Raw genomic sequence first — 26,691 nt, 5'->3', positions numbered from 1 at the left:
GCCGACCATGCCTGAGATCGTATCCATCAACATCAGTCGCACCAAAGGGGTGAGGAAGACCCCCGTGCCGGAAGCCCGCATCGGGCCCGAGGGCCTGGAGGGCGACGCCCACGCCGGCGACTGGCACCGGATGGTCAGCCTGCTTGCCGAAGAGAGCGTGGACAAGATGCGGGCCGCAGGCCTCGAGGTGGGCCCGGGGGACTTCGCGGAGAACCTCACCACCCGCGGCGTGGACCTCCTGGCCCTGCCCCTCGGCACCCGGATCCGGGTGGGCGCAGAGGTGGTGCTGGAGCTCACCCAGCACGGCAAGGAGTGCCACAACCGCTGCGCCATCTACTACCAGGCCGGCGACTGCGTCATGCCCCGCGAGGGGGTGTTCGCCAAGGTGATCACCTGCGGCACGGTGCGGGTGGGCGACCCCCTGGAGGTGCTGCCCCGGGGGGCGGAGCCGTGAGCCGGGTCTGGCGGGTGGGCATCCTGACCCTCTCGGACCGGGGCGCCCGGGGCGAACGGGAGGACCTGTCGGGCCCGGCGATCCGGGAGGTCCTGGCCACGGGCCCCTACCGGGTGGAGCGGTACGACGTGATCCCGGACGAGCGGGACCGGATCGCCTCGACCCTGATCGCCTGGGCCGACAGCGGAGAGCTCGATCTCATCCTCACCACCGGCGGCACCGGCGTGGCGCCCCGGGACGTGGCCCCCGAGGCCACCCGGGACGTGATCGACCGGGAGGTGCCGGGCATGGCCGAGGCCATGCGCTGGGCGAGCCTCCAGAAGACCCCCCACGCCATGATCTCGCGGGCCGTGGTGGGCATCCGGGGAGCCGTGCTGGTGGTGAACCTGCCGGGGAGCCCCAAGGCCGCCCGGGAGAACCTGGAGGTGCTCCTGCCGGCCCTCCCCCACGCCATGGAGAAGATCCAGGGGGATCCCTCGGAATGCGGCCAAGGCTGATCCCCCTCGCCGTTGTGGGCCTGGCGCTGACCCTCTCGGCCTGCGCCACGATCCCGTGGCCCAGGCAGCCCCCGCCCCGGGTGCTCCACCCCCAGGTGAGCCGGGTCGAGGGGGAGGCCTGGCTCCGGCCGCGCCACGCCCGGCAGGCCCGACCGCTCACCGGCCCGGTGCTCCTCGAGCCGGACGACACCGTGTCCACGGGCCCCCGGGGCAAGGTGGAGATCCTTCTGCCCGAGGGCGCGATCCGGCTCTTCGGCGCGACCGAGGTCCGGGTGCCCTTCGCCTTCGAGGGCCGCACGCCGGTATGCCGGGAACTTCGCGTGGAGAAGGGGGAGGTACTCGTACGCCGCTGGGTCGAAGGCCCGTTTCAGGTGCACACCGACGCCCTGGAGATCGACCTGCCTCGGCCCGTGACCGTGCTGGTGGCCCGCCGGGGCGAGACCGAGGTCGTCGAAGGCCTCGAGGGCGAGGCCGAGGCCCGGAACGTCTCGGTCCGGGGCCAGACCGTGATCCGGCTCAAACCAGGCATCCACGCCGTCCTCGCCGTGCGCGAGGCCCGTCTCACGGTGGACACCCTGCGTCTTCCCAACCGCTGGCGCCAGTGGGAAAAACCAGGCGTTTTCACGGCCGAGGTGCTCCCACCTCCGCCCCCCGCCCCGCCTGCCGGCCCCGAGGCGACCCCTGCCCGGGGCCCGGGCGGTTGACCCCAGCCGCGCCGCCACTGCCCCGCCCGACCCGGGCAGCGCCACAGAGCTTGTGGATCACCGACCCATGACGTAGCCTTTCTCAAGAATATACGTCAGGAGGTCGGCATGCAGACGAAACTCACCCTCCGGATGGACGAAGCCGTCATCCGACGGGCCAAGCAGTGGGCCGCAAGACGGGGGGGCTCCCCCCCTTTCGAAGTCGGTCGAGGACTTCTTTGTGAGCGTCACAGAAGCGGAGCTGGAGCCGAGGGCTTTGAGCCCGTGGACCCGGACACCGCTCGGCGCAGAAAAGGGGGAGGAGGCCCCCCCCACCGACGAGCAGTTGGAAGCCGAGCTGGCGGCCCATTGGGAGAGGAAGTACCGGTGAAAGCGGTCCTGTTCGATCTCAACGTCGTGCTCGACGTGTTGCTCGACCGCCCGCCCTTCGCTCCCGCCTCTGCCGCAGCCTTTTGGATCTAGCGGCAACGGGCCGCGTCACCGGTTACCTCGCCGCCCACTGCGTGACGACCGTCTACTACCTCCTTCGCCGCCGGGTGGGCGCCGACCGGGCACCAACTCGCGCAGGTCCTTGACCATGCCGGCCCGATTTCCCTTCCAACTTTCGTTTTCGCCCCGCAAGCTGGCAGCCCCGTACTTGATATTACTCGAACCATTGAGTAAATTTACTCACTGTTATGAGCACTCTTTCGTTTCCTCCCTTTGAGCGCGGCCAGGCCAAGGTCCTCGCGGCCCGACTTGCGGAGCCGCGGCGCTTCATGCAGGTGGTCTCCGGCCCCCGCCAGGTGGGCAAGACGACGCTGGTGGGCCAGGTCCTGAGCCGACTCGACCTACCGAGTGTGTTCGTTTCCGCGGACGAACCAACTCCCGGCGACACCGCATGGATTGCCGCCCAATGGGAGCGAGGGCGGCTCGCCGCTGCTGACGCGGGCAAGGCCGGAGCCGTTCTGGCTCTCGACGAGATCCAGAAGATCCCCCGGTGGTCGGAGGCCGTAAAGCGACTTTGGGACGAAGACACCCGCGCCGGAAGACCGCTCAAGGTCGTCTTGCTCGGCTCTGCGCCGCTCCTCATGCAGCGTGGGCTCACAGAGAGCCTCGCAGGGCGATTCGAGGTGATCCACCTGCCCCACTGGTCCTACCCCGAGATGCGCACCGCGTTCGGGTTCTCGCCGGACGACTACCTCTACTTCGGCGGCTACCCGGGCGCTGCCCCGCTCGCCGGGGACCCGGTACGATGGCGACGCTATGTGCTGGACGCTCTCGTCGAGACGACCATTGCGCGTGACGTATTGATGATGACGCGGGTGGACAAACCCGCGTTGCTCCGGCGTGTGTTCGACCTGGGCTGCCGCTACTCGGGACAGGTTCTGTCCTACACCAAGATGTTGGGCCAGCTTCAAGATGCGGGAAACACGACCACCTTGGCCCACTACCTTGACCTGCTCAGCCGGGCCGGCATGCTCACCGGCCTTCAGAAATATGCCGCTCAACCCGTGCGGCGCAGAGGCTCGAGCCCGAAACTCCAGGTGTTGAACACAGCGCTGATGACCGCCATGGCGGGCCTCGGGCCGCAAGAGGCCTTGACCGACAGGGAGTTCCGCGGCCGTCTCGTGGAGTCGGCCGTGGGAGCGCATCTTGCCAACGCGTCGGCGGGAGGCGTGTGCCAGCTGTACTACTGGCGTGAACGGAACCGAGAGGTGGATTTCGTGCTCCGGGCCGACCGCCGACTCGTTGCGATCGAGGTCAAGAGCGGCCGCCCCCCCCACGCTCTGCCCGGACTGACCCACTTTGCCCGAGCCTTCGCGCCAACCCGCACCTTGCTCGTGGGGGGAGATGGAATTCCCCTGAAGGAGTTCCTCGAAAAGCCGGTAGAGCACTGGTTGGGCCCTTGACAAAGCTTGCGGATCAGCGGCTTCTGACGTCTTTTCCAAAATATACGTCAGGAGGTCGGCATGCAGACGAAACTCACCCTCCGGATGGACGAAGCCGTCATCCGACGGGCCAAGCAGTGGGCCGCAAGACGGGGGGTCTCCCTTTCGAAGTCGATCGAGGACTTCTTTGTGAGCGTCACAGAAGCGGAGCTGGAGCAGAGGGCTTTGAGCCCGTGGACCCGGACGCTGCTCGGCGCCGGAAAGGGGGAGGGGGCACCCCCCACCGACGAGCAGTTGGAAGCCGAGCTGGCGGCCCATTGAGAGGAAGTATCGGTGAAAGCGGTCCTGTTCGATCTCAACGTCGTGCTCGACGTGTTGCTCGACCGCCCGCCCTTCGCTCCCGCCTCTGCCGCAGCCTTTTGGATCTAGCGGCAACGGGCCGCGTCACCGGTTACCTCGCCGCCCACTGCGTGACGACCGTCTACTACCTCCTTCGCCGCCGGGTGGGCGCCGACCGGGCCCGGCAGCTGACGACCCACCTCCTGGAGCGCATCCGGGTGGCACCGGTGACGCAGGGGGTTGTCGAGGCGGCCCTGGCCAGCCGTTTCTCCGATCTGGAGGATGCCGTGTGTCACGCCGCCGCCGAGGCCGTGGGGGCGGAGCGGATCGTAACGCGGAACCCGAACGATTTCCGCAAGGGGCGAACCCCGGCGGTGCTCCCTGAACCCTTCGTGCATTGGGCCGAAGGAGCCGCGTCAAACCCTCGCAGGTAGACGCACCGAAGGACGGCGCATCCGTCAATCCCACGAGCCATCACGTGCTCAAGCACGCCGGGCACGACCGCCCTTGCGCTCCTCGGCATGGCACCATGCCTGCCCGCCTGCAGCCAGACCTCGCAACTTTCATTCTCGACCAGCGTCCCGGCCCCCGGCCCCGAGGCCACCCGGGACGTGATCGACCGGGAGGTGCCGGGCATGGCCGAGGCCATGCGCTGGGCGAGCCTCCAGAAGACCCCCCACGCCATGATCTCGCGGGCCGTGGTGGGCATCCGGGGAGCCGTGCTGGTGGTGAACCTGCCGGGGAGCCCCAAGGCCGCCCGGGAGAACCTGGAGGTGCTCCTGCCGGCCCTCCCCCACGCCATGGAGAAGATCCAGGGGGACCCGTCGGAATGCGCCCAGGGCGATTGAACCTCCTCTTCTTCCTCGTTTGGGCGTGCGCGGCCCTGGCCGGCTGCGTCCCCCCGCCGTGGCGGCCGGCCGCTCCCCCGAGGGGGCTCCACCCCCAGGTGGGCCGGGTGGAAGGCGAGGCGTGGCTTCGACCGCGCCACGCCCGGCAGGCCCGACCGCTGACCGGCCCGGTGCTCCTCGAGCCGGACGACACCGTGTCCACCGGTCCCCGGGGCAAGGTGGAGATCCTTCTGCCCGAGGGCGCGGTCCGACTCTTCGGCGCGACCGAGGTCCGGGTGCCCTTCGCCTTCGAGGGCCGCACGCCGGTATGCCGGGAACTTCGCGTGGAGAAGGGGGAGGTACTCGTACGCCGCTGGGTCGAAGGCCCGTTTCAGGTGCACACCGACGCCCTGGAGATCGACCTGCCTCGGCCCGTGACCGTGCTCGTGGCCCGCCGGGGCGAGACCGAGGTCGTCGAAGGCCTCGAGGGCGAGGCCGAGGCCCGGAACGTCTCGGTCCGGGGCCAGACCGTGATCCGGCTCAAACCCGGCATCCACGCCGTCCTCGCCGTGCGCGAGGCCCGCCTCACCGTGGACACCCTGCGCCTCCCCAACCGCTGGCGCCAGTGGGAAAAACCAGGCGTTTTCACGGCCGAGGTGCTCCCACCTCCGCCGCCCGCCCCGCCTGCCGGCCCCGAGGCGACCCCTGCCCGGGGCCCGGGCGGTTGACCCCAGCCGCGCCGCCACTGCCCCGCCCGCCGGGTTCTGCCGGAGCCCGTCGGCGCAGCCTATCCGCGCCTGGCAGCGCCATTGACATGGCTGCACCCGGTCCAAAACTTCAAAACTTGTCAGCGCGGCGGCGCCCCCACCCAACTTTAAAACTTGTCAACGGCGGCCCAAAGCGATCTGCCCTCCTCAACGAGGTTCCCTTTGGACCGAAGCCAGGCGTCGACTTGATCCAGCACCGCATCTATCTGGATCTCGGACGTAGGGGCGTCGAACGAATAGCTTGCGAGCTGCTTCATCTGCCGGTGGACCTCGATTTCATCTGCCGTCTAACGCCTGGCGTAACCGGACCCATAAAGCAGAGCAACGAAGGAGCGGCGCTTTATTGGTCCGAGTTTACGTCATTGTTAGATGAATTTCGGGCGAAGGACATCGACATCGTTCTTGTATTGTTCCAGCACCCTATTGTATTGATCAGTTAACCAATTTGTTACTTGCTTTGCTTTCTCTCTCGCCTGGTTATGGTCATCATGGAATGACGGATCTGCTTTTAAAAGGATTTCCTTGTAAAACCACGCCACAACTGGACAAAACCAATACCAAAGATCTATATGCTTTAGGCAGTAATCCAAAACTACTGCGAGATTTGGTACACCGATGGAGCCAAACACGAACTCGTTGCCTTCGCCTAGCCCCCTATAAGGGATGGTATCCCGATTTGGATGCGTCATATCACAAAAAAATCGATAGAGTTTTCGAAGTTCTTCCTCTGATTCACCTATGGGGTTATTTCCCAATGCCTTACGGATTTCTTCGTTTTTGATTTTCTTCCCAGCATTCCATTTTTCGGCTGCACTTTCCTTTAATACGCATACTTGTAGGAGAGTCAGCGACTCGTATGCGCGTCGAGCCAGCGGATAGGCGACGAGAGTTTGCCCCTTAACAATGAATGGCCGAACTTCATACAGGAAATCAAAAACATCTGCCATCAGATCTCTAATAACAGCATCCTGAACAGAAGTTGGAGGTCGTTTCCCAATGTGTTCACTCAGTCGGCAGATCAGCCGACCATACTGATCCGTTACGTCTAAGTATGGCTGCAACATCGGACGAATTTCCGACTCCCGACGCGCCGCGTATTCGTCAAGTTTGGCGTATTGGTCTTCGCTATCCATGACCACTCTATGATTCATCTAACACGTATATGGCCTCCTCCGGTCAAGGCGAAAACGGTCCCTGAACCGAGGTTTTTCTCGGTTTTGCGTAAGTGACGGGTCCCAGCGTCGGTGGTTTCGGTCTCTGACTTCGTTTGCTGGTTTTCGGGTTTGCAGACGTTCGTGTCTGCACCAAACACGTATCGACGGTCGTTTGGCTGAGGTCCTTGAAAAGCCGGGCCTCGCCGGTAGAAACAGCTTCGTGCCCTCGTGCCGGCCGACTCTTTGCGGTGGGGCTCAGGTGGTTGACCTGTCCAGTTCGTAGCGCGGCTCGGGGGAGGGGCAGAGCACGAACCCCGAAGACCGGGACGTCACACAAACCAGCGGGGCCCGGGGCATGGGTCCAATCAAAGCGACATGGGCTCGGGTCGAAGGGCCGAGGCACCCGGGGCACGCGCGCTCGGAGCGCAAACGGAGAGTTCTTCGGGTGCAACGCGCGGCTGAGACCCCATCGTCCCAGTTAGACGAAACGGCTCCCATGCCCCGGCCCATCAGGTGGTTGCAAAGAAGCGGTTTTCGTCAAAAGCCTCCCGCCGCTTGAGCATGAAGTAGAGCGCGCGGCCGAGCTTGTGGGCGAGAATCGAAAGGGCCTTGCCCTTGCCGTGCTTGCCGGCGAGGCGCTCGACATGGCGCTTGGCGCGCGAAGACTCGCGAAGGAGAAGAATGGCCGCCTCGGAGAACGCCCACTTGAGATGCGGGTTGCCGATCTTTCGTCCACCCGAGCCTTTTCGCTTACCGGCGGACTCGTGAGCAGGGGTTACAAGCCGGGCGTAGGAGCAGAAGTCCTGGACACGGGGGAAGCGGCGGATGTCGTGGATCTCGTAGAGGAAGGTCAGCGCGAGGATCTTGCCGACGCCTGGGATGGTGCGAAGGCAGTGGAAGGCATGGGGGTCGTGGATCTTGGCGGTGCGGACGAGATGGAGCTCGATCTCGGCGAGGAGCTGGTCGTAGACATCAACGAGGTCCACATCCATCTCGATCATGGTACGCACGCTGGGGTCTTCGAAGCGATCGGCCACATCGACGCGGTTGGCGGCATAAGCGAGCTTTTTGCGAAACGGGGGCAGATTGTACTGGGAGTTGGTGTTCTCGATGTGGGCCAGGAGCTCGGCGCGGCGGCGCATGAGGTAGTGGCGGCGCCGAAGGAGATCGCGAGTAGAGCGCATCTGGGCGGGGTAGACGTAGGCCTGGGGAAAGGTGCCACCCCGGAGGAGATGGGCGATCTTGAGGGAGTCGATGCGATCGTTCTTGGCCTTGGCGCCGTGGATGGCGCGCATGTAGAGGGCGTGACCGAGAACGAAGGGGAGGTTTTCTCGGGCGCACAGATCGCTGATCCAGTACCAGGCGAACATGCACTCCACGGCAACGGCCACGTCAGGGCGAAAGGGCTCGAGGACCCGCAAGAGGGCCTCCGGAGAAGCTGGGATCTTTCGGTGGAGGCGCACCTCACCGGCGTGGTCGAGGATGCAGACATAGAGACTCCGGGCATGGAGATCGATGCCGCAGTAGAAGTCATGTTGTCCCAGGTAGAAACGCATGGCCTCCTCCTTGGCGAGAGGGTTTGAGGACACCCTGGAGCGTAGCCGAGGTCGGCGGCTCCGAGGAGGAGGCCATCAACAGTATCCGAGGATTAGGCCGACGTCGGCCTAATCCGTTCGGGTTGTATTCGGCCTAACATGCTGTAGATTTCGTTTCGCAAGCGCGCCGGGGAGGCGCGTGGTGTGGGAAGGTGGGACATGGCCGGTTCGGACATCCGGACGGTTCAGGAGCTGCTCGGTCATGCGGCCGTGTCAACGACCATGATCTACACCCACGTGCTGAACCGTCTAGGGCTGGCCGTTCGGGGCCCGGCGGGTTCCGGCGCCAACCAAGAACCGTTCCAGCCGGGCCCCTGACGCAAGAAAGCCGCGACCACCTCGTCGGGTGTGCCGCGGCTGTTCCGATTCGGGGAATGGGGCGGGACGTCTCGGCATTGGCCTCCCCCTGATCCGCTCTCGCTCCCGCAAACGGCTTTTTGTATACCGTGGAGGTTCGGGCTCTGTCAACGCCCCGATGGGAACCGGTTTCGGAGGGCCTGGTAGCCCGGGTCCTCAGCGCCGGGGGCCCCGGCGGTAGCGGCGGGCCCGGGCGAGGTTCCGGCGATCCGGACCCTGGCGGTCGAAGCCGGGGGTCTCGATGACGAAGGGAACGGTGCGAAGGGTCGGATGGCGCACCCAACGGGCCAGGGACCGGCCGCCGATCTCGCCCCGGCCGAGGTTCTCGTGGCGGTCGCGGCCCGATCCGAAGGGGGTCTTGGAGTCGTTGAGGTGGACGAGCCCGACGGCGCCGGGCCCGAGCGCCGCCTCCACCGCCGAGAGCCACCCGTCGAGGCCGCGGGCGGTGTGGACCGGCAGGCCGGCCGCGAACAGGTGGGCGGTGTCGGCGCAGATCCGGGTGTGGTGGCCCAGCCCCCGCGCCAGGTCCACCAGGTCCTCTAGGTAGGAGCCCACCGAACCCTTTCCCCCCGCCCCGGTCTCGAGGAGATAGGGCACGATCCGCTCCGCCCGCTCCCGCGCCCTCTCCAGAGTGCCCCGCACTCGTTCCAGGGCCACCCCCCGGTCCACCCCCCTGCCGTGGCCCACATGCACCACGAGCCCCCGGGCCCCCAGACCGGCCGCGTACTCCAGGCTCCGGGCCAGGGCCTCTACCGATCTTCGCCGGACCTCGGGGTCGTCGGACGCCGGGTTCACCAGGTAGATGGCGTGCACGAACACCGGGATGCCCGAGCGCCGGAACGCCTCGCCGGCCTCGGCGAGCGCTTCTTCCCCGGGCCACGGGCTCTCCCACGACCGGGGGCTGCCGGGAAACACCTGGGCCGCCTCGGCCCCAAGCCGCACCGTACGCTCCCAGGCGGCCACGGGTCCGCCGGCCACCGACACGTGGGCCCCGATGGGAGGGCCGGGGGCCTGTCGTCCCACCCCACGCAGGCGTTCCAGCGTCTCTGCCCTCAGAACTGAATCAGGCTGTGGATCGGCACGTCCCGGAGCCTATCTCGACCCTTGAGGAAGGTGAGCTCCGCCAGGAACGCACACTCCACCACCTCGCCGCCCGTCTTGCGCACCAGGTCCACCACGGCTCGCACCGTGCCGCCGGTGGCCAGCACGTCGTCGGCGATGAGCACCCGCTGGCCCGACTCGATGGCGTCCTGGTGGATCTCGAGGGTGTCCGTGCCGTACTCCAGCTCGTAGCTCACCGAGTGGGTCTTGTAGGGGAGCTTGCCCGGCTTGCGCACCAGGATCACGCCCTTGTTGAGCTTGTAGGCCAGGGCCGCCCCCACCACGAACCCCCGGGCCTCGATGCCCACCACCAGGTCGATGGATTGGTCCAGGTAGCGGTGCCCCAGCAGGTCCACCGCCCGGTTGAAGCTCGAGGCGTCCCGCAGCAGGGTGGTGATGTCCTTGAACACGATGCCCGGCTTGGGGAAATCCTCGATGTCCCGGATCTTCTTCTTGAGTTCTTCCACCACGGCGCGCTCCTCGTTCAGGGGGTGGGCTCAGTACAGCTCGCCGAAGGGAACCCGGGCCCGGGCCGCCATCCGACGGAGCTTCTTGAGCGCATTCATCTCGATCTGCCGGATCCGCTCCCGGGTCACGCCGAACTCGCGTCCGATCTGCTCCAGGGTCTGGGGCGCCTCGTCGCCCAGGCCGTACCGGAGCTCCAGAACCCGGCGCTCCCGGGGGCGGAGGTCCTGGAGCCATCGCTCCAGGACCCGGAGCCGGTCGTCTTCGAGGACCATCTCCTCGGGATCTTGGGCCGAGGGGTCTTCGATCACGTCCTGGAGGGTGTAGTCCTCGTCGGTGCCCAGCGGCTGATCCAGGCTGAAGGTCCGGCGGGCCAGCCGCATCAGCCGCCGCACGTGCTCGAGGTCCCGGTCGATCTTCTGGGCCAGGGCCTCCTCGTCCGGCTCGGTGCCCTCTTTGCCCCGGATCTCCTCGGCGGCCCGGCGCAGGCGGTTGATCTCCTCTGCCACGTGCACCGGCAGCCGCACCGTGTCGGACTGGTTCACCAGGGCCCGCTCGATGGACTGACGGATCCACCAGGTGGCGTAGGTGGAGAACCGGCACCCCTTGTCGGGGCGGAACCGCTCCACGGCCCGGATGAGCCCCAGGTTCCCCTCCTCGATCAGGTCCAGGAGCGGCAGCCCTCGGTTCACGTACCGCTTGGCGATGGTGACCACCAGCCGCAGGTTGCACTCGATCATGCGCTGGCGGGCCCCCGGGTCGCCGGCCTGAACCCGGGCCGCCAGCTCCTTCTCCTCGTCGGGGGTGAGCAGACGGGTCTGCCGGATCTCCGAGAGGTAGATGGAGATCGTGCTGGGGGTGTAGCGCCTGGCCGCCTTCCTTCGGTCCGCACCGTCCCGACGATCGTGCATGGGGTCCTCGAACTGGGTCGCCAGAGGGGACGTTCGCCGCGCGCCGCCAGAGGCCGCCGCTCCATGGGGCCGGCTTCTTCCCATGGTAGCGGGAAATACACGAGCGGGGAAAGCCGGGCTCAGCGTCCCGAAACGAACCTCTGGGGGTCCACGGGCTCCTCGCCCCGGCGCACCTCGAAGTGGACGTGGGGGCCGAGCCCCCTCCGGGCCGGTCCCGACGTCCCCAGCACCCGCCCGCGCTCCACGGCCTCCCCGCGCCTCACCCCCACGGAGTCCAGGTTGCCGTACACGGTGTACACGCCCCCGGGGTGCCGGAGCACCACCACCCCGCCGTAGGCGGGCGCGGGAGTGCCCGCGTAGGCCACCTCTCCGGCCCGAACCGCCCGCACCGGGGTTCCCCGGGGCACGGCCAGGTCCACCCCCCGGCTCCCCCGCTCGGGGGCGAACCCGCGCACGACCTTCCCGTCCACCGGCCACCCGGCCCCGGTGCTCCGGGAACGGCGCTCCGGCGGGGGTGCGACCCGCCGGGGCGGCTCGGGGCGCGGGGGCTTCGCCGGCTTCTCCCGGGGGGCTTCGGCCGGGGGCGGCCCCCCGGCCGGGACGAACAGGACGTCCCCCGGCCGCACCCGGTCCTTGGGCGTCAGGTGGTTGAACCGCCGGATCTCCTCTTCGCTCACGCCGTACCGGGCCGCGACCGCGGCCAGGGTCTCTCCGGGCCCCACCCTGTGGCGCAGGGCGTAGGGGGTGCCGCAGGCCCCTACGGCCGCGGCCACCCCCAGGCACGCCACGAGGGTTACGATGCGCCTTCGTCCCATGGGCCTCGCGTCGGGACCGGCTCGGCACCGGCGGGGGTGCGTTCGTCAGGGCGTCGCCCCGCCAGAGACACGGCCAGCGCCACCGCCTCCTCCGGGCCCTCCGCCACCCGGACCCCTTCCAGGTGGCGCCACGCGCCCACCGCGACCACCGGCCGGCCGCACTTGCGCGCCAGGGCGATCTCGCTCAGGGTCCCCCAGGAGCCGGGAAGGGCGATCACCGCATCCCCGGACTGGACCACCACCACGTTGCGGGCGTGCCCGAGGCCGGTGGCCACCACCACCTCCGCCCAGGGGTTCGCCGCGGCCGGGTCCGGCCCCGGGATCACGGCCACGGTGCGCCCCCCGGCCTCGCGGGCGCCCCGGCACGCCGCCTCCATGACCCCGCCGAGCCCGCCGCACACCACCACCGCACCGGCCCGGGCCGCCGCCCGGCCGACCCGGGCGGCCAGGTCGCGGGTGGCCGAGTCGGCCGCCCCGGCCCCGACCACCGCCAGGTGCACCGGCCGGGTCAACGCCCCCCCATCCCTTCGCGAAGCGGAACGAACCGACATGGGTCCAGCTCCTGGAGCTCCCACTCCCCGCCGGCATGGAGCCAGCAGACGATCCGCTGGTCCTCTCCCTCCCCCACCGGCGCCACCAGCCGGCCGCCCGGCCGGACCTGCTCGAACAGCGAGCGGGGCACCCGGGCGGCCGCCGCCGTGACCAGCACCGCGTCGAACGGGGCCTGCTCGGGCCATCCGATCCGGCCGTCCCCCGGCCGGATCTCCACGTTTCGGATCCCCAACCGGTCCAGGCGGGTGCGGGCCCGCACCGCCAGGGCCGGGATCCGCTCCACCGTGAACACGGCGCCGGCGAGCAGGGCGAGCACCGCGGCTTGGTAGCCGGAGCCGGTGCCCACCTCCAGGATCCGCTCGCCGGGTCCGGGCCCGAGGGCCGCGGTCATCCGCGCCACGGTCGAGGGCTTCGAGATGGTCTGGCCGTGGCCGATGGGCAGGGCCTCGTCCCGGTACGCCCGGGGCCACAGGGCCTCGTCCACGAACCGGTGACGGGGCACCCGGACCAGGGCCTCGAGCACCCGGTCCGGGCACCCCGGCACCGCCCGGGCCACGGCCTGGACCATGCGCCGCCGGGCGGCCGCGAACCGGTCCGGGGTCACAGCCGCTCCAGGGCGGCCCGGGCCGCCCACACGCCCGAGGCGCTCGCCTGCATGAGCCCCCGGCTCACGCCCACCCCGTCCCCCGCCCCGTACAGGCCCTGGATGCGGGTCTCCAGGCGGTCGTCGAGCTCCAGCCGGTTCGAGTAGAACTTCACCTCCACGCCGTACAGCAGCGTGTCGGGCCCGGCCAGGCCGGGACAGAACGCGTCCAGGGCGTACAGGGTCTCGATCACGTCGGTCAGGTGGCGGTGGGGCAGGGCGAACGACAGGTCCCCCGGGGTGGCGTCGTGCAAGGTGGGCGGCACCGCCACCTTTGCGATCCGCTCGGGGGTGGACCGGCGGCCCGAAGTCAGGTCGGTGAGGCGCTGCACCAGGATCCCCCCGCCGATCAGGTTGGCCAGCCGGGCGATGTACCGGCCGTAGGCGATGGGGTCGTCGAAGGGCTCGGTGAACGCGGTCTTCACCAGCAGGGCGAAGTTCGTGGCCGGGCTGCGGGCCGAGGCGTAGGCGTGGCCGTTCACGGTGAGGCAGTCCTCGTACACCTCGTGCACCACCTCGCCCCGGGGGTTCATGCAGAAGGTGCGGACCTCGTCGCGGAAGGTGGGCGACTCGTAGTAGAGCTTGGCCTCGTACAGCACCGAGGTCACCGGGTCCATGACCTCGGCCGGGCACTCGACCCGCACCCCGATGTCCACCGGGTTCGGCACGGTTCGCAGCCCCAGATCCGCCGCAAGGTCCCGGATCCACCCGGCCCCCACCCGGCCGGGGGCCAGGATCACGACCGGCGCCCGTTCGAGCCCGGCCCCGGCCCACACCCCCCGGACCCGGTTCCCGTCCACCTCGACCCCGTCGCAGGGGGTGTGGAACCGGATCTCCACGGCTCCGGAGATCTCGTCATACAGGCTGGCCAGCACCTGCCGGCACACGTCGGTGCCCATGTGCCGCACGGGGTTCTCCACCAGGACCAGGCCGGCGGCCTCGGCCTGGTCCCGTAGGGCCTGCCACTCGGGCACCCGGGAGCCGTACACCTCGGGCGGGGCGCCGTGGGCCCGCCACACCCCGTCCACCTCGTCGAGCAGGGTCCGCAGGGCCGGCCGCGGAAGGAACTCGCCCAGGAATCCCCCCACCTGGGGCGACAGGCTCAGCTTGCCGTCACAGAACGCCCCTGCCCCGCCCCACCCGGACAGGAGCTGGCAGGGGATGCAACGGCGGCACCCCTTGCCGGTCTCCTTGCGGGGACACCGGCGCTCCCGGAGATCGCCCCCCTTCTCGAGGAGCAGAACCCGCTTGCCGGCCCGGGCCAGCTCCCGAGCCGCGAAAATGCCGGCCGCCCCCGCTCCCACCACCACGGCGTCCCAAGAACCCACGTCGACTCACCCCTTCGTCCAGGTCCAACCCCGCAGCTCCGTCAGAAACTCCCGGTCGGTCAGATCCGTGCGCACGGGGGTCACCGACACGAACCCCTCCTCGACCGCTTCCACGTCCGTGTCGCCCGTGCGCCGGGTCTCCCCGAGCTCCCGGACCCCGATCCAGAAGTACTCCTTGCCGCGGGGGTCCTTCTTGCGCACCACCCCGCTGCCGTAGACGCGCTTGCCTTGCCGGGTCACCCGAACCCCCTCGAGCTGGTCGAGCCGATCGCGGCTGGGCACGTTGACGTTCAGGAACGTGCCCGGCGGCAACCCCCGCTCGGCCACGGTCCGGGCGATGCGCACCGCTGCCTCTGCCGCCGCCCCGAACCGGAACTCGGTCTCGGCGGCCACCGACACCGCGAAGCTCGGCACCCCCATCAGGGTACCCTCCAGGGCCACCGCCACCGTGCCCGAGTACGTCAGATCGTCGGCGAGGTTGGCCCCCTGGTTGATGCCGGCCACCACCATGGTGGGAGGCTCGGCGAGCAGCCCGTGGATCCCCAGGTGGACGCAGTCGGTGGGCGTGCCGTCCACGGCGAACCAGTCGTCCCGGACCCGGGTCATGCGCAGGGGCCGGTGCAGGGTGAGGGCGTGCCCCACGGCGCTGCGTTCCCGGTCCGGTGCCACCACCACGACCCGGCCCAGGGCCGACAGCGCCCGGGTCAGGGCATCGAGCCCCGGGGAGTGGATCCCGTCGTCGTTGCTGACCAGGAAGAGCACGTCGTTTGTGTCCGCGGTACCTTGGCCGGCCGGCGCGCCCGATGGAGGAAGAGAGATTTACAGGACGTACGAAAAGGCTTTACCGTGACCCGGCACCCCGCGTCAACCGGAACCGCCCCCACGGACGAGACCATGGCGAACCCCGGACGAGGCCGCCGTCGCCCACCCGCCCCGACGAATCCCCCACCCACGCTCGTGGTGTACGGCCGCAACGCCTGCCGAGCCCTGTTCGAGCGCCGGCCCGGCGCCGTGGTGCGGGTGTTCCTCTGCGAGGACCGCGTCCCGGAGTTCTCGGAGCTGCTGCGCCACTGCGCCCGTCACCGCCTGCCGTACCGGATCGTCCCCCCGGAAGAGCTGGAACGGGTCTGCCGGAGCCGCCACCACGAGGGGATCTGCATCGTGAGCCGCCGGCCCCGGGCTGCGGACCTGGGCCGAATCCTCGGGCTTCCGGGGCCTGGCTGGGCTCTCGCGCTCCCCGGGGTGGGAAACCCCCACAACCTGGGGGCCATCGTGCGAACCGCGGCCCACTTCGGCGCCCGCTGCGTGCTGGCCGAGGGGCCCGAGGACCGCGTGCTCGCGCCCTCGGCCTGGCGCACCGCCGAGGGCGGGGCCGAGTGGGTGCCGGTGGTGTGGGCGCCCGACCTGGGGCAGACGCTGGGGGCGTTCCGGGAAGCCGGGTACGGCCTGGTGGCCACCTCGAGCCACCAGGGGGACGACCTGTTCCGCGCCCCCCTCCCCGACCGGTGCGTGCTGCTCCTGGGAGCCGAGGGATCCGGTCTCTCGGCCGCCGCAATCCGCCGGGCGGACCTGTGCGTGCGGATCCCGGGCACCGGCCGGGTGGAGAGCCTGAACGTGGCCACGGCGGCCGGGGTCCTGCTCGCCGAGCTGTGGCGCCGGCACGCGAACCCCGCAGGGTCTGACCCAGATCATGGCCCCGAGCCGGGGTGAGGGGGGAAGCTTCCCAGTAACTTCGGTCGTTGGTCGTCAGTCGTTGGTCGTCGGTCGAAAGCTCGTCTCGACATCGGAGTCGGGGGGCACGGGTTTCAGGCGCCAGAATTCAGCGGACCGAGGACAGGAAAAAGACCACGGGCACGCTCCTGCATCCGACGTTGCAGCCTGTCCTCTGAATTCTGTCTTCTGGCTCCTGAACCGCAGACCCCATGCCCCCGAGCCTTGGCGCGGTTCGAGAGCCGCCTAGTGTCCCGTTCCGCAAGAAAGCATATCGATTGCGGCGGTGGGGCTGGGGGCCCCGACGAAGCGCGACGGCCGAGCAGGCCGGGCCGCCCGGCGCAGGGGAGCGGCCGCGGCGCGTGCCCTCACGCGCCGCAGCGGACCGAGCCGAGGCGGCCCCTGCGAGGCCGTTCAGCGAAGGAGGGGCCCCCAGCCCCACCGCCTCGGGGAATGCACGAACTTGCGGAGCATGACATTAGCTGCCTAGCCGCCTGGCCGCCCAGCGGGCCGAAGGCCCCAGACCGGCGACCGTTGACCGTAGACCGAAGTCACATGGAGCGCCCCATGTCCCGTGCAACCCACCCCCGGCTTCGGAGGGAACGCCGAACCATCGAGGCCATGGTCCGGATCTACTGCCGCGACCACCACCCCGGGCCCGAGCGGCCCTGCCCCGAGTGCGCCGAGCTGCTGGCCTACGCGTTCGAGCGCCTGGACCGCTGCCCGTTCCAGGAGGGCAAGACCACCTGCGCCAAGTGCCCGGTGCACTGCTACAGGCCCAGCATGCGCGAACGGGTGCGCGAGGTGATGCGGTACGCGGGCCCCCGGATGCTCTGGCACCATCCGTGGATGGCCCTGGCCCACCTGTGGGACGGAAGGCGCCGGGAGCCCCAAAGAGAGAAAACGGAGCCCCCCGCGCCCGGACGCTGAGGATGAAACGAACTCCCCCGCCCCGTGCCTGCGCGGCGGATCTGAATGCCCGGCTTCGCGCCCGGCCGGAGGCAGGTCCCTTGCCCTGCCCCCCGAGGAAGCGCGCCTGATACCAAGTCGCATTCGAAGCCAGCGATTTGGGGGCCGTTGGCCCGGAGCGCTACGGTCGAGCCGTTCAAGCCGCTCGGCGCAGGGGAGCGCCCGCGGCGCGTGCTCTCACGCGCCACAGCGGACCGAGCCGTAGCGGCTTCGGCGAGGCCGTCTTTTCCGGCGGAGGACCGACGGCCCCCAAATCGCCCCCTATGAGCTCATCTTGATCGCAACTTGGTCTCAGGGTTCCGGCGCGGGAGAGTCGGGGGTGCAGGCCCGCCCCTTGATCTGGAACAGGAACCGCAACACCCCCTTGGTGCGGTCGCTGAACAGCTTCTCCGCGAAGTACGCGCCCGCGGCCCGCTTGGAGATCTCGGACAGGGTGGGGTACACGTGGATCGCCCCGGCCAGGGTGGCGAGCCGTACGCCCCCGGCCACGGCCACGACCCACTCGTGGATCAGCTCGCCGGCGTGAGCCCCGACGATCTGGCACCCCAGCACCTTCCCCTTGGGGCTCACCAGCACCTTGATCTTGCCCGCGGCCTCCCCCTCCGCCAGCGCCCGGTCGTTGTCGGCGAACGACGCCTCCAGCACCCGGTACTTCACCCCCTGCTCGCGGGCGCGCTTCTCGTTCAGCCCCACGCTCGCCACCTCGGGGTCGGTGTAGGTGCACCAGGGAACCTTGGCGTAGTCGGCCTTTCGGGGCAGCCGGAGGATCGCGTTGGACAGGGCCACACTGGCCTCGTACCCGGCCACGTGGGTGAACGGGAACACGCCGTTCACGTCGCCGCAGGCGTAGATGTGCCTCACGTTGGTCCGCAGGCGTGCGTCCGTGGGGATGCCCCTGGGCCCCACCTCCACGCCGGCCGCCTCGAGCCCCAGGTCCTCCACGTTGGGTCTGCGGCCGGTGGCCACCAGCAGGGCGTCGGCCTCCAGCACCCGGGCCTCCCCCGGCCCCGAAGAAGGCGCCACGGTGAGCCGCACCCCGGCCCCGTCGGGCTCCGCCCGCACGGCCCGGGTCGCCGTGAGGATCTCCATGCCCTCGGCTTCTAAGCGCTGCCGAAGGATCGCGGCCACGTCCGGGTCCTCGGGCCCCAGGATCTGATCCAGGAACTCCACCACGGTGACCCGGGACCCCAGGCGCTGAAACGCCTGGGCGAGCTCGACCCCGATGGGCCCGCCCCCCAGCACCAGGAGCCGCCCGGGCAGCCGGGTCTGTCCGAACACGGTCTCGTTGGTCCAGTGGGGGGTGTCGCTCAGGCCGTCCACCGGCGGCAGGGCCGGCCGGGAGCCGGTGGCCACGACCCAGGCGCGGGCGGAGATTCGCCGGCCGTCCAGGTCCACGGTGTGATCGTCCACGAACCGGGCGGAGCCGAACCGCACCTCGGCCCCCAAGCGACAGAACCGCTCCGGGGAGTCGTGCTCCTGGATCGCCTCGATCACGGACCGCACCCGCGCCATGACCGCGCCCAGGTCCACCTCCGGCAGCTCGAGGGCCGGCAACCCGAACTCCGGGGTCCTCCGGGCCAGGGCCCAGACCCCGGCCGTCCGGATCAGGGTCTTGGAGGGCACGCATCCGGTGTGAAGGCACTCGCCGCCGAGCCGACCGGTCTTCTCGACGAGCAGCACCTTGGCCCCGAACTGGGCCCCCCCGGCCGCCACCGTGAGCCCGGCCGCGCCCCCTCCCAGGATCCCCAAGTCATAGTCGTAGGTCGCCATGGAGTCCGTCCTTGTCACTTCGGTCGTTGGTTGTTGGTCGTTGGTCGTCGGTCGGGGGCCTCCGGCCCGCTAGGCGGCCGGGTGGCTCTCGAGCCGCGCCAAAGCTCGGGGGCATAGGGCCTGGTTCCGGCACCGAGAGAATGAACCATACCCCCGCCGCAGGGCTGGGCAAGGACGAAGGGGTTCGGAAAAAGGGGAGAAGGGAGACGGGAAGGAGAGGGAAGGCGGCGGGGCCGGGGGTCTGGTGGGGCGGGTCAGCCCTCCGCGTCCAGGGCGGTTCGGCGGTCGCCCCACCCCAGGACCACCCGGAAGGCGCCCGGGGCCCGCGCCGGATCGGCCAAGCATCCGTCCGCGGCCGGGGCCGGCATGGGGCCGGCCACCGATACGACCAGGAGGCCCGCGGCCCGGGCCAGGCGCAGGAGCTCCGCGCCCCCCACCCGCAGGGGCGCCCGGAACCAGGAGCCGTTTCCGAACCGGGCCCGTCCCAGATCGAAGGCCCGGACGGCGAACCCCTTGAGGCCCTCGCAGGCCTCGTCGCCGGGGCCCACCTGCTCCCACGCCTCGCCCACCACCTCCAGGTAGACCCCCAGTGGCTCGTCCGGGGGAACGGCGTCATCAGCGGGGGAGGGGGCCGGCACAGCGGCCGCCCCCTGGGCGAACGCCCGGTCGAGCAGACGGGCCAGGGCGTCGTGGATCCGGGCGTAGGTGTCGAACTCCATGCACCCGCTGAGGATCCCGGCCACCAAGCCGGCCGTGAGCTCCCGGGCCTCCTGGGGGGCCAGGGCCTCCTCGGCCGCGGCCAGGGCCACGGCCCGGCCCAGGCCCACGAAAGTTTCGACGTCTCGGGTCACCATGGCCCTTCTCATCGGCACGCCTCTTCCAAAACTAAAACCGGCCGAACCGGCGCAGTCGGATGTTCAGGAGCAGACCACAGATCACGAAGGTGGTGATCACCGACGAGCCGCCGTAGGAGAACAGCGGCAGGGGAACCCCCACCACGGGCAGAAGGCCCAGCACCATGCCCACGTTCACGAACACATGGAAGAACAGGATCGAGGTCAGCCCCACGGCCAGCAACCGGCCGAAGTCGTCCCGGGCGCGCGAGGCGATGTCGAGCCCCCACAGGATCCACACCCCGTAAAGCAGGAGCACGAAGGCCGCGCCCACGAACCCCCACTCCTCGGCCAGCACCGAGAAGATGAAGTCGGTGTGGCGCTCGGGCAGGAACCGCAGATGGGCCTGGGTCCCCTGGAGGAACCCCTTGCCCAGCAGCTGGCCGGAGCCCACCGCGATCTTGGACTGGATGATGTGGTATCCGGCCCCCAGCGGATCGCGCTCGGGGTCCAGGAAGGTGAGGATCCGCTGGCGCTGGTAGTCGTGGAGGAACCCCCACGCGACGGGAAGGCCCGCGGCCGCCGCCCCGCCGCAGGCCAAGAGCACCCCTTTGCGCACGCCCTGGAACAGGATCTGGGCGCCGGCCACCCCCACCAGGAGCACCGCCGTGCCCAGATCCGGCTGGAGGAGCACCGTGCCGGCGGCCAGCAACACGGCTCCGGCCGGCAGAAGAAGGGGGCGCACCCCGTAGGGCGGGTCGGCGGGCTCCCGGGCCAGCAGGTGGGCGGTCACGATGGCCATCGAGATCTTGGCGAACTCCGAGGGCTGGATTCGAAGCGGCCCCAGCGCGATCCACCGCTGGGCCCCCATGGTGGTGTGTCCCACCGCCAGCACCGCGCCCAGCAGCCCCAGGGTGCCCAGATAGATCCAGGGGGCCCAGGCCTCGATCTTCCGGTAGTCCACGGACACCGCCACACCGAGGGCCAGCACCCCCAAGGCCATCCAGCGGACCTGACGCAGGGGGTACGAGGCCACGCTGCCGTCGGGGCCGTGGCTCGCGCTCCACAGCACCGTCAACCCCGCGCCGCACAGCAGGGCGAGCAGGGCCAGGAAGCCCCAGTCGATCTGCCTCCACACCGCCCCGCGGCTCACCGGGGAGCCTCCTGGGCCGCCAGCCCGGACCGCACCAGGTCCCGGTACGCCTCCACCACCCGGGCGGCCACCGGACCCGCCGCCGACCCGCCGTGCCCGCCGTGCTCCACCAGCACCGCGAACGCGATCCGGGGATCGTCGGCCGGGGCGTAGCCCGTGAACCAGGCGTGGTCCCGGTGCTCCCAGGGGATCTGCTCGATGGGCAGGTTGCGCTCCGAGGGCAGCTTGACCACCTGGGCGGTGCCGGTCTTCCCGGCCACCGGGAACCCCTCCACGTCGGCCCGGCGGGCCGTGCCGTGGGCCCCCGCCACCACCTGTCGCAGCGCCTTTCGCACCAGCGAGAGCTGGGCCAGCGAGAACGGCAGGCGGCCCACCTCCTCGGGCGGCAGGGTATGGAGGACCCGGCCCGCCGGGTCCTCGATCCGGGTCACCAGCCTGGGCCGGAAACGGATCCCCTGGGGGTGGGCCACCGCGGCCATGGCCGCGGCCATCTGGAGCGGGGTGGTCAGCACGTACCCCTGGCCGATCGCCACCGACAGGGTCTCCCCCGCGTACCATGGCTTGCCCCGGGCCCGGCGTTTCCAGGCCCGGGTGGGCAGCAACCCCGGCCGCTCGCCCGGCAGGTCCACCCCGGTCTCCTTCCCCAGACCCAGCTCGGACGCCCATCGGGCGATCTGGTCCACCCCCAGGTCGAGGCCGAGCTGGTAGAAGTACACGTCGCAGGACTCGACGAGGGCCCGCTTCAGGTCGACCCAGCCGTGGCCGGCCTTTTTCCAGCACCGGTAGTCCCGGCCGGCGAACCGGTAGGCCCCCGAGCAGTAGACCCGGGTCCGGGGGGTGATCACCCCCTCGGCCAGGCCTGCCAGCGCCACCGCCACCTTGAACGTGCTGCCGGGCGGGTACTGCCCGGACACGGCCCGGTTCTGGAGGGGGTGGAGCGGATCGGACACGATCTCCTTCCACCGCTGCGCCGACACCCCCCGCACCAGCTCGTTGGGATCGAGGGACGGGGAGGTGACCAGCGCCAGGACGTCGCCCGTGCGCACGTCCACGACGGCCACCGCCCCCACCCGGTCGCCCAGGGCCTCGCGGGCCGCCTCCTGGAGCCGCCGGTCCAGCGCGAGGACCAGATTGCGGCCGGCCTTGGGGGGGCGCTCGGCCAGCACCCGCAGCTCCCGCCCCCTCACGTCCACCTCGACCTGTTGTCCGCCGGGGGTGCCCCGCAGGGTGGCCTCCCAGGTCCGCTCCACCCCCGCCCGCCCGATCACGTCGCCCGCCGCGTACTCGGCGAAGGCGTCACTCCCCAGCTCCCGGGCCGACACCTCCCCCACGTACCCCAACACCGGGCCGAACAGCGGCCCCTGGGGGTAGTGACGCACCGGCCGGGCCCGCACCAGCATGCCCGGGAGCTCCAGACGGTGGGCCTCGAGCCGGGCCATCTGGGCCCGGGTGATCCGGCTGAGGAATCGGGGCTCCCACCGGGCGGGGCGGTTCCCCTCGAGCACCCGGCGGATCTCCGCGGACGGCATCCCCAGGATCTCCGAGACCCGCTCCAGCCACGCACCGAGCTCGGTCTCCCCGGCCGGGACCTCCGAGGGCACCACCAGGGCCTCGAACGCGGCCCGAACGTCGGCCAGGATCTCGCCGTTGCGATCGAACATCATGCCCCGGGGCGCCGGGATCCGCTCCACCCGGATCCGGTTGTTCTCGCTGAGGTACCGGTAGCGGGCCCCCTGCCAGATCTGCAGGTAGGCCAGGCGCCCCAACAGCACGACGAACGCCGCCCCCACGATCGCCACGCACACCACGAGCCGCGGGCGCAGCCGGCTGCGGGAGAACCGGGGACGCAGCATCAGCGGGCCACCCCGAGCCGGGCCCGGCGGGCCGTGGCCATCTCCAGCGCCAGGAAGACGAACACCACCAGGAGCACGTCCCCCGGCACCTGCCGGAGGGCCACCCCCCACACGTCCGGCACGATCGACGCGTCAGGCACGGAGAAGTGGAACAGCACGGAAGCCCCCACCGCCTCCACCAGGGGGCCGGCGGCGGCCAGGGGAAGGAGCCACAGCGGCTGATGATCGAAGAACACCCCCCGCAGGGGACGGGCCACCCCGTACAGGAGCAGCCGCAGCGACGCCACGAATCCCAGGGGTCCGCCGGAGAGGAGGTCCACGGCCAGCCCGGACACAGCGGCCAGCGCCGCCCCGCCCCGGGGCACCCCGGTCAGCGCCAGCCACAGGGTCAGGAGCCGGGTGAGATCGGGCCTCCAGGGCTCGGGAATCACCAGGGGCAGAAGGGTCGTCTGGAGCCCCAGGGCACAGACCAGAAAACCGGTCCAGGCGAGAAATCCCCTCAAGGCGTCTCCGTCGCGGGGGCCAGGACGAGCACCTCCTCCAGCCGGCCCAGGTCCGCGCCGGGCCGCAGCTCCACCCGCTGGAACACCTCGCCGGGTTCCTGCCGCACCCGGACCACCTCCCCGAGGAGCAGCCCCTTGGGGAACACCCCGTCGAGGCCGGACGTGACCACCCGGTCCCCGGGCTCCACCTCCTCGCCCCGGGGCAGGTACAACACCCGGCAGGTGGCGCCGAGCCCCCCTTCCACCACCACCTGGGCCCGCGTGCGCTGGATGAGGGCGTCCACCGCGCTGTTGGGGTCGGTCAACAGGAGCACCCGGCTCGAGGAGGGGCCGACCTGGTAGACCCGGCCCACCACCCCTTCGGGCGTGAGCACCGGGGCGTCCAGACGGACTCCCTGCTCCTCCCCTTTGTCCAGGACCGCGGTGCGCAGCCAGGGGGTGGCGCTGCGGCCCACCACCCGTGCTGCCACGGCCGGTCCCTCCAGGGCGTCCCGGAACTCTAGGATCCTCCTGAGCCGTTCGTTCTCCTGGAACACCTCCTCGACCCGGGCGAGCTCCTGCCGCAGCTCGGCGGCCTCCCGCCGCAGGCGGGCGGCCTCGGTCTTCGCATCCACCAACCAGAGGTACCGGTCCACCACCCCGGCCACCCCCCCCACGAGCCCCCGCACGGCCGACTGGAGGGGCGTGGCCACCAGCCCCACCCGGCCGCCCCACACCCCTGCGCCGCCCCCGGCCGAGGCCAGCAGCCCCAGGGTCGCGGCCAGCACCCCCCCTCCCAGCAGGAGTCTACGGTGGCGGGCCAGAAAAGAGATCATGGGTTCGGGTCGGGGGTCAGGAGGTTACCTCCCGCAGGAGCTCGAGCTCGTCCAGGGCCATGCCCGCGCCTTGGGCCACGCACGACAGGGGATCGTCGGCCACCATGACGGGCAGGCCGGTCTCCTCCCGGAGCAGCACGTCCAGGTTCCTCAGGAGCGCCCCCCCGCCCGCCAGAACGATGCCCTTGTCGACGATGTCGGCCGCCAGCTCCGGCGGGGTCTTCTCGAGAGCGATCCGCACCGCCTGCACGATGGCGTTGATCGGCTCCCGCAGGCTCTCGCGGATTTCCTCGGTGTTCACCGAGATCGTCTTGGGGATGCCCGCCACCAGGTCCCGGCCCTTCACCTCCATGGCCTGGGGGTGGTCGCCGGCGTCCGGGTCGGGGTAGGCGGTGCCCACAGTCATCTTCACCTCTTCCGCCGTGCGCTCGCCGATCAACAGGTTATACTTGCGCTTGATGTACTGGACGATGGCCTCGTCCATCTTGTCCCCCGCCACCCGCACCGACTGGGAGTAGACGATGCCGGCCAGGCTGATCACCGCCACCTCGGTGGTGCCGCCGCCGATGTCCACGATCATGTTGCCCGACGGCTCGGTCACCGGAAGGCCCGCCCCGATGGCGGCGGCCATCGGCTCTTCGATCAGGTACACCTCGCGCGCGCCGGCCGACTCGGCCGACTCGCGCACGGCCCGGCGCTCCACCTGGGTGATCCCCGACGGCACCCCCACGATGACCCGGGGCCGCACCAGCTTGCGGCGGTTGTGCACCTTCTGGATGAAGTACCGGAGCATGGCCTCGCAGATGTCGAAGTCCGCGATCACCCCGTCCTTCATCGGACGGATCGCCACGATGGAGCCCGGCGTGCGGCCCAGCATGCGCTGGGCTTCCTTGCCCACGGCGAGGATCCGCCCCCCGCCCTGGCCGTTCTTCCGCACGGCCACCACGGAGGGTTCGCTGGCCACGATCCCCTTGCCCCGCACGTACACCAGGGTGTTGGCGGTGCCCAGATCGATGGCGAGATCGGTGGAGAAGAAACCGAGAATGGAGTCGAGCATGACGGCGCTGGCCTCGAAGATCGTCGAAGGGGAAGGGATGTCGGGAAAATCGGATTCTATCAGCGGGTTTCCGAGCGGTTCAAGGATCGTCGGGGCGGCCGTGACCTTTTGATCCTGCCCGCATCCAACGAGATGTCCGGATCGCAACCGGATCGGGGTTTTTTCCGCAAAGAAAAGGAGATGAGCCATGACCGTCAACGACAGCCTTCGCCTGGCAGCAGGGTTCTTCGTGCTCGTCAGCCTGGGGCTGGGGTACGTGCACAGCCCCTACTGGCACCTGTTCACGGCCTTCGTGGGCCTAAACCTGTTCCAGTCCGCGTTCACCAAGTGGTGCCCCTTGATGACCATTCTCCGGAAGCTCGGCGTGCCCGACCCGGAGTGCGAGGCCCGGAAGGCGTAGCCGTGGAGCGAGACGCCGCGGCCGGAACCGGAAAGGTGTTCCGGTGCCAGAAGAGCGACAAGGACGTCCCCCTGGACGCCCCCCGGTGCCTCAACCCCAGGGCCTACTGCCAATGGCGCACCGCATGCCCGATCCACCTGTTGGAAAAGGAGGAGGCCCGGGCCCGGCGTAGGGCGGCGGTGGGCTCGTAGCGCCGGACCTCCTCGACAGTCGCTGAGATTCGGGGCCTGGGGCGGCCCTCCGGGCCGGCCCCAGCGCCCGCCCGCCGCGGTTGCGGGCCGAGCACCCCCTCGCGTATGCTATGCCGGTTTTCCGGAGGAACCATGCGCGAAGCCGTTTCCCGGCACCGGTGGGTGCTCACCGTCGTGTTCTTGATCGCCGCCGCCCATCTGTCGGCCCGGATCGCGGGGGTGTGGATCGCCCGGACGCTGTGGTCCCCCCAGACCGGGACCCGGGCCCTGGCCGCCGCCACGGCCGAGGCCCGGGCCCGGGAGAGGCTCGCCGACTATCGGATCATCGAGCAGCGGAACCTCTTCAACGCCCACCCCACCCCCGAGCCGGCCGCCACGCCCGCCACGCCGGCACCGACCGAAACCCGTCCCGCCCCCGCTCCCGTCCCCTTGTCGCCCCTGAACCTGACGCTCCTCGGCACCGTGGTGGTGGATGGGGGCCGATCGTTCGCTGTGATCCAAGACGCGCAAAAGAACGTGAAGGTGGTCCGGGAGGGCGAGGAGGTCGCGGACGGCGCGACCCTGGCCGCCGTGCTCCGCGATCGCATCCGGATCCGCAGGGGCGACAAGCAAGAGGAGATCCTCCTGTTCCGGCCCAAGCCAAAGGAGGACCGGGCACGAACCTCGCGGCGGCCTCCGCAACGGGGGGGAACCGCCCGTTCGGAACCGGACGGGGACACGGTCCGCAAGGTGGCCCAGGACAAGTGGATCATCGACGCCCGGGAGATCGAACAGGCCCAGGCCAACATGAGCAAGCTGCTGACCCAGATCCGGGTGGTCCCCAACTTCACCAACGGCCAGCCCGACGGGTTCAAGGTGTTCGCCATCCGGCCCGGCAGCCTGTTCGCCAAGATCGGCCTCCAGAACGGCGACGTGATCAAACGGATCAACGGGATCGAGCTCCTGGGGCCGGAACAGGCCTTCGAGGCCTACCAGCGGCTCAAGGACGAGACCTCCATCCAGATCGACCTCGTGCGCAGGAACCAGAACCAAACCTTCACCTACGAGATCCGGTGAC

General features: G+C 70.2%; 30 protein-coding genes and 3 pseudogenes. 16 read left to right on the top strand and 17 right to left on the bottom strand.

The window, feature by feature from the left end:
- The first annotated feature begins 7 nt into the window (after positions 1–7).
- The 10 genes and pseudogenes from DEFCA_RS0115705 (at position 8) to DEFCA_RS0115660 (ending at position 5,420) form a co-directional block, all read left to right on the top strand.
- Complete coding sequence (locus DEFCA_RS0115705) at positions 8–454, top strand: MOSC domain-containing protein (RefSeq protein ID WP_025323958.1); 447 nt, start codon at positions 8–10, stop codon at positions 452–454.
- Positions 451–951, top strand: a complete 501-nt coding sequence (locus DEFCA_RS0115700; RefSeq protein ID WP_025323957.1) for a MogA/MoaB family molybdenum cofactor biosynthesis protein — start codon at positions 451–453, stop codon at positions 949–951. Before DEFCA_RS0115705 ends, DEFCA_RS0115700 begins: the two co-directional genes overlap by 4 nt.
- Positions 936–1,655: a FecR family protein gene (locus tag DEFCA_RS0115695; protein WP_025323956.1), complete on the top strand. Its 720-nt coding sequence runs from the start codon at positions 936–938 to the stop codon at positions 1,653–1,655. The genes DEFCA_RS0115700 and DEFCA_RS0115695 overlap by 16 nt, the downstream gene beginning before the upstream one ends.
- Positions 1,656–1,763: 108 nt before the next feature.
- Positions 1,764–1,832 (top strand): annotated as a pseudogene (locus tag DEFCA_RS24725) (DUF6364 family protein); the annotation flags it as partial.
- 43 nt (positions 1,833–1,875) lie between these two features.
- Positions 1,876–2,025, top strand: a complete 150-nt coding sequence (locus tag DEFCA_RS22425; protein WP_169709610.1) for a hypothetical protein — start codon at positions 1,876–1,878, stop codon at positions 2,023–2,025.
- Positions 2,026–2,413: 388 nt separating this feature from the next.
- Entirely contained in the window at positions 2,414–3,547 is a 1,134-nt protein-coding gene (locus tag DEFCA_RS0115680) for an ATP-binding protein (RefSeq protein WP_025323955.1), read from the top strand.
- A gap of 60 nt (positions 3,548–3,607) precedes the next feature.
- Positions 3,608–3,847, top strand: coding sequence for a DUF6364 family protein (locus tag DEFCA_RS0115675; RefSeq protein WP_025323954.1), 240 nt, complete (start codon positions 3,608–3,610; stop codon positions 3,845–3,847).
- A gap of 98 nt (positions 3,848–3,945) precedes the next feature.
- A complete protein-coding gene (locus tag DEFCA_RS19750) occupies positions 3,946–4,299 on the top strand; it encodes a PIN domain-containing protein (RefSeq protein WP_245693494.1) in 354 nt (117 codons plus the stop codon).
- 159 nt (positions 4,300–4,458) lie between these two features.
- Positions 4,459–4,713 (top strand): annotated as a pseudogene (locus DEFCA_RS0115665) (MogA/MoaB family molybdenum cofactor biosynthesis protein); the annotation flags it as partial.
- Complete coding sequence (locus tag DEFCA_RS0115660) at positions 4,710–5,420, top strand: FecR family protein (protein ID WP_025323952.1); 711 nt, start codon at positions 4,710–4,712, stop codon at positions 5,418–5,420. The pseudogene DEFCA_RS0115665 and the gene DEFCA_RS0115660, both read left to right, overlap by 4 nt.
- Positions 5,421–5,824: 404 nt before the next feature.
- On the opposite strand, the gene DEFCA_RS22420 is transcribed toward DEFCA_RS0115660, so the two are convergent.
- Both DEFCA_RS22420 and DEFCA_RS0115650 read right to left on the bottom strand, forming a co-directional pair.
- On the bottom strand, positions 5,825–6,592 hold the full coding sequence (locus DEFCA_RS22420; protein ID WP_169709609.1) for a hypothetical protein: 768 nt from the start codon (positions 6,590–6,592) through the stop codon (positions 5,825–5,827).
- Positions 6,593–7,122: 530 nt separating this feature from the next.
- Entirely contained in the window at positions 7,123–8,169 is a 1,047-nt protein-coding gene (locus tag DEFCA_RS0115650) for an IS110 family RNA-guided transposase (RefSeq protein WP_025322242.1), read from the bottom strand.
- A gap of 201 nt (positions 8,170–8,370) precedes the next feature.
- Between DEFCA_RS0115650 and DEFCA_RS24585 the strand changes: the two are divergent.
- Positions 8,371–8,526: pseudogene (locus tag DEFCA_RS24585) on the top strand (tyrosine-type recombinase/integrase); the annotation flags it as partial.
- A 195-nt stretch (positions 8,527–8,721) separates the two neighbouring features.
- On the opposite strand, the gene DEFCA_RS0115640 reads toward DEFCA_RS24585, so the two are convergent.
- The 8 genes from DEFCA_RS0115640 to surE all read right to left on the bottom strand — a co-directional run bounded on the left by DEFCA_RS0115640 (position 8,722) and on the right by surE (position 15,142).
- Positions 8,722–9,588 (bottom strand): deoxyribonuclease IV, encoded by an 867-nt coding sequence (locus tag DEFCA_RS0115640; RefSeq protein WP_025323950.1) that lies wholly within the window; start codon positions 9,586–9,588, stop codon positions 8,722–8,724.
- A 29-nt stretch (positions 9,589–9,617) separates the two neighbouring features.
- On the bottom strand, positions 9,618–10,133 hold the full coding sequence (locus DEFCA_RS0115635; RefSeq protein WP_025323949.1) for an adenine phosphoribosyltransferase: 516 nt from the start codon (positions 10,131–10,133) through the stop codon (positions 9,618–9,620).
- Positions 10,134–10,163: 30 nt separating this feature from the next.
- Positions 10,164–11,042, bottom strand: a complete 879-nt coding sequence (locus DEFCA_RS0115630) for a sigma-70 family RNA polymerase sigma factor (RefSeq protein ID WP_025323948.1) — start codon at positions 11,040–11,042, stop codon at positions 10,164–10,166.
- Between the two features lie 119 nt (positions 11,043–11,161).
- A complete protein-coding gene (locus tag DEFCA_RS19745) occupies positions 11,162–11,857 on the bottom strand; it encodes a M23 family metallopeptidase (RefSeq protein WP_084319307.1) in 696 nt (231 codons plus the stop codon).
- Positions 11,836–12,408, bottom strand: coding sequence for a TIGR00725 family protein (locus tag DEFCA_RS0115620; protein WP_051463273.1), 573 nt, complete (start codon positions 12,406–12,408; stop codon positions 11,836–11,838). Before DEFCA_RS0115620 ends, DEFCA_RS19745 begins: the two co-directional genes overlap by 22 nt.
- On the bottom strand, positions 12,366–13,013 hold the full coding sequence (locus DEFCA_RS0115615; RefSeq protein WP_025323945.1) for a protein-L-isoaspartate(D-aspartate) O-methyltransferase: 648 nt from the start codon (positions 13,011–13,013) through the stop codon (positions 12,366–12,368). Before DEFCA_RS0115615 ends, DEFCA_RS0115620 begins: the two co-directional genes overlap by 43 nt.
- Positions 13,010–14,380 carry an NAD(P)/FAD-dependent oxidoreductase gene (locus DEFCA_RS0115610; RefSeq protein ID WP_025323944.1) on the bottom strand — a complete coding sequence of 457 codons (1,371 nt, stop codon included), beginning with the start codon at positions 14,378–14,380 and terminating at the stop codon, positions 13,010–13,012. Before DEFCA_RS0115610 ends, DEFCA_RS0115615 begins: the two co-directional genes overlap by 4 nt.
- A 6-nt stretch (positions 14,381–14,386) precedes the next feature.
- Positions 14,387–15,142: a 5'/3'-nucleotidase SurE gene (gene surE / locus DEFCA_RS0115605; protein ID WP_025323943.1), complete on the bottom strand. Its 756-nt coding sequence runs from the start codon at positions 15,140–15,142 to the stop codon at positions 14,387–14,389.
- A 132-nt stretch (positions 15,143–15,274) separates the two neighbouring features.
- Between surE and DEFCA_RS0115600 the strand changes: the two genes are divergently transcribed.
- On the top strand, positions 15,275–16,090 hold the full coding sequence (locus DEFCA_RS0115600) for a TrmH family RNA methyltransferase (RefSeq protein WP_084319305.1): 816 nt from the start codon (positions 15,275–15,277) through the stop codon (positions 16,088–16,090).
- 567 nt (positions 16,091–16,657) lie between these two features.
- Positions 16,658–17,020, top strand: coding sequence for a nitrous oxide-stimulated promoter family protein (locus DEFCA_RS19740; RefSeq protein ID WP_245693492.1), 363 nt, complete (start codon positions 16,658–16,660; stop codon positions 17,018–17,020).
- A 330-nt stretch (positions 17,021–17,350) separates the two neighbouring features.
- Here DEFCA_RS19740 and DEFCA_RS0115590 read toward each other — a convergent pair whose 3' ends face one another.
- The 7 genes from DEFCA_RS0115590 to DEFCA_RS0115560 form a co-directional block, all read right to left on the bottom strand.
- Positions 17,351–18,829, bottom strand: a complete 1,479-nt coding sequence (locus tag DEFCA_RS0115590) for a dihydrolipoyl dehydrogenase family protein (RefSeq protein WP_025323940.1) — start codon at positions 18,827–18,829, stop codon at positions 17,351–17,353.
- A 254-nt stretch (positions 18,830–19,083) separates the two neighbouring features.
- Complete coding sequence (locus DEFCA_RS19735) at positions 19,084–19,683, bottom strand: hypothetical protein (protein WP_169709608.1); 600 nt, start codon at positions 19,681–19,683, stop codon at positions 19,084–19,086.
- Positions 19,684–19,714: 31 nt separating this feature from the next.
- Positions 19,715–20,815 carry a rod shape-determining protein RodA gene (gene rodA, locus DEFCA_RS0115580; RefSeq protein ID WP_025323938.1) on the bottom strand — a complete coding sequence of 367 codons (1,101 nt, stop codon included), beginning with the start codon at positions 20,813–20,815 and terminating at the stop codon, positions 19,715–19,717.
- Complete coding sequence (gene mrdA, locus DEFCA_RS0115575) at positions 20,812–22,668, bottom strand: penicillin-binding protein 2 (protein ID WP_025323937.1); 1,857 nt, start codon at positions 22,666–22,668, stop codon at positions 20,812–20,814. The genes rodA and mrdA overlap by 4 nt, the downstream gene beginning before the upstream one ends.
- On the bottom strand, positions 22,668–23,171 hold the full coding sequence (locus tag DEFCA_RS0115570; RefSeq protein WP_025323936.1) for a hypothetical protein: 504 nt from the start codon (positions 23,169–23,171) through the stop codon (positions 22,668–22,670). Before DEFCA_RS0115570 ends, mrdA begins: the two co-directional genes overlap by 1 nt.
- Entirely contained in the window at positions 23,168–23,986 is an 819-nt protein-coding gene (mreC, locus tag DEFCA_RS0115565) for a rod shape-determining protein MreC (RefSeq protein WP_025323935.1), read from the bottom strand. The genes DEFCA_RS0115570 and mreC overlap by 4 nt, the downstream gene beginning before the upstream one ends.
- A 16-nt stretch (positions 23,987–24,002) precedes the next feature.
- Positions 24,003–25,043, bottom strand: coding sequence for a rod shape-determining protein (locus DEFCA_RS0115560; protein WP_025323934.1), 1,041 nt, complete (start codon positions 25,041–25,043; stop codon positions 24,003–24,005).
- A gap of 187 nt (positions 25,044–25,230) precedes the next feature.
- Between DEFCA_RS0115560 and DEFCA_RS0115550 the strand changes: the two genes are divergently transcribed.
- From DEFCA_RS0115550 to gspC, 3 genes are all read left to right on the top strand, one after another.
- Positions 25,231–25,443: a YgaP family membrane protein gene (locus DEFCA_RS0115550; RefSeq protein WP_025323933.1), complete on the top strand. Its 213-nt coding sequence runs from the start codon at positions 25,231–25,233 to the stop codon at positions 25,441–25,443.
- A 2-nt stretch (positions 25,444–25,445) separates the two neighbouring features.
- Positions 25,446–25,634, top strand: a complete 189-nt coding sequence (locus tag DEFCA_RS0115545; RefSeq protein WP_025323932.1) for a hypothetical protein — start codon at positions 25,446–25,448, stop codon at positions 25,632–25,634.
- Positions 25,635–25,766: 132 nt separating this feature from the next.
- Entirely contained in the window at positions 25,767–26,690 is a 924-nt protein-coding gene (gspC, locus tag DEFCA_RS0115540; RefSeq protein WP_025323931.1) for a type II secretion system protein GspC, read from the top strand.
- Position 26,691 lies beyond the last annotated feature (1 nt).

It is taken from the genome of Deferrisoma camini S3R1, assembly GCF_000526155.1.
GTDB classification, from domain to species: Bacteria; Desulfobacterota; Deferrisomatia; order Deferrisomatales; family Deferrisomataceae; genus Deferrisoma; species Deferrisoma camini.
Note: the sequence above shows the minus strand (reverse complement) of the source record. Positions and strands in the feature narration are given on the sequence as shown.

What these genes read in the sequence shown, in the direction of transcription:
- DEFCA_RS19740 (WP_245693492.1), top strand. Translation starts at nt 16,658, where the DNA reads ATGTCCCGTGCAACCCACCCCCGGCTTCGGAGGGAACGCCGAACCATC.
- mrdA (WP_025323937.1), bottom strand. Translation starts at nt 22,668, where the DNA reads ATGCTGCGTCCCCGGTTCTCCCGCAGCCGGCTGCGCCCGCGGCTCGTG.
- DEFCA_RS22420 (WP_169709609.1), bottom strand. Translation starts at nt 6,592, where the DNA reads ATGGATAGCGAAGACCAATACGCCAAACTTGACGAATACGCGGCGCGT.
- DEFCA_RS0115620 (WP_051463273.1), bottom strand. Translation starts at nt 12,408, where the DNA reads ATGTCGGTTCGTTCCGCTTCGCGAAGGGATGGGGGGGCGTTGACCCGG.
- DEFCA_RS0115630 (WP_025323948.1), bottom strand. Translation starts at nt 11,042, where the DNA reads ATGCACGATCGTCGGGACGGTGCGGACCGAAGGAAGGCGGCCAGGCGC.
- DEFCA_RS0115695 (WP_025323956.1), top strand. Translation starts at nt 936, where the DNA reads ATGCGGCCAAGGCTGATCCCCCTCGCCGTTGTGGGCCTGGCGCTGACC.
- DEFCA_RS0115560 (WP_025323934.1), bottom strand. Translation starts at nt 25,043, where the DNA reads ATGCTCGACTCCATTCTCGGTTTCTTCTCCACCGATCTCGCCATCGAT.
- DEFCA_RS0115550 (WP_025323933.1), top strand. Translation starts at nt 25,231, where the DNA reads ATGACCGTCAACGACAGCCTTCGCCTGGCAGCAGGGTTCTTCGTGCTC.
- DEFCA_RS0115680 (WP_025323955.1), top strand. Translation starts at nt 2,414, where the DNA reads ATGCAGGTGGTCTCCGGCCCCCGCCAGGTGGGCAAGACGACGCTGGTG.
- gspC (WP_025323931.1), top strand. Translation starts at nt 25,767, where the DNA reads ATGCGCGAAGCCGTTTCCCGGCACCGGTGGGTGCTCACCGTCGTGTTC.
- DEFCA_RS19735 (WP_169709608.1), bottom strand. Translation starts at nt 19,683, where the DNA reads ATGGTGACCCGAGACGTCGAAACTTTCGTGGGCCTGGGCCGGGCCGTG.
- DEFCA_RS0115675 (WP_025323954.1), top strand. Translation starts at nt 3,608, where the DNA reads ATGCAGACGAAACTCACCCTCCGGATGGACGAAGCCGTCATCCGACGG.
- DEFCA_RS0115705 (WP_025323958.1), top strand. Translation starts at nt 8, where the DNA reads ATGCCTGAGATCGTATCCATCAACATCAGTCGCACCAAAGGGGTGAGG.
- DEFCA_RS0115650 (WP_025322242.1), bottom strand. Translation starts at nt 8,169, where the DNA reads ATGCGTTTCTACCTGGGACAACATGACTTCTACTGCGGCATCGATCTC.
- DEFCA_RS0115590 (WP_025323940.1), bottom strand. Translation starts at nt 18,829, where the DNA reads ATGGCGACCTACGACTATGACTTGGGGATCCTGGGAGGGGGCGCGGCC.
- mreC (WP_025323935.1), bottom strand. Translation starts at nt 23,986, where the DNA reads ATGATCTCTTTTCTGGCCCGCCACCGTAGACTCCTGCTGGGAGGGGGG.
- DEFCA_RS19745 (WP_084319307.1), bottom strand. Translation starts at nt 11,857, where the DNA reads ATGGGACGAAGGCGCATCGTAACCCTCGTGGCGTGCCTGGGGGTGGCC.
- DEFCA_RS0115600 (WP_084319305.1), top strand. Translation starts at nt 15,275, where the DNA reads ATGGCGAACCCCGGACGAGGCCGCCGTCGCCCACCCGCCCCGACGAAT.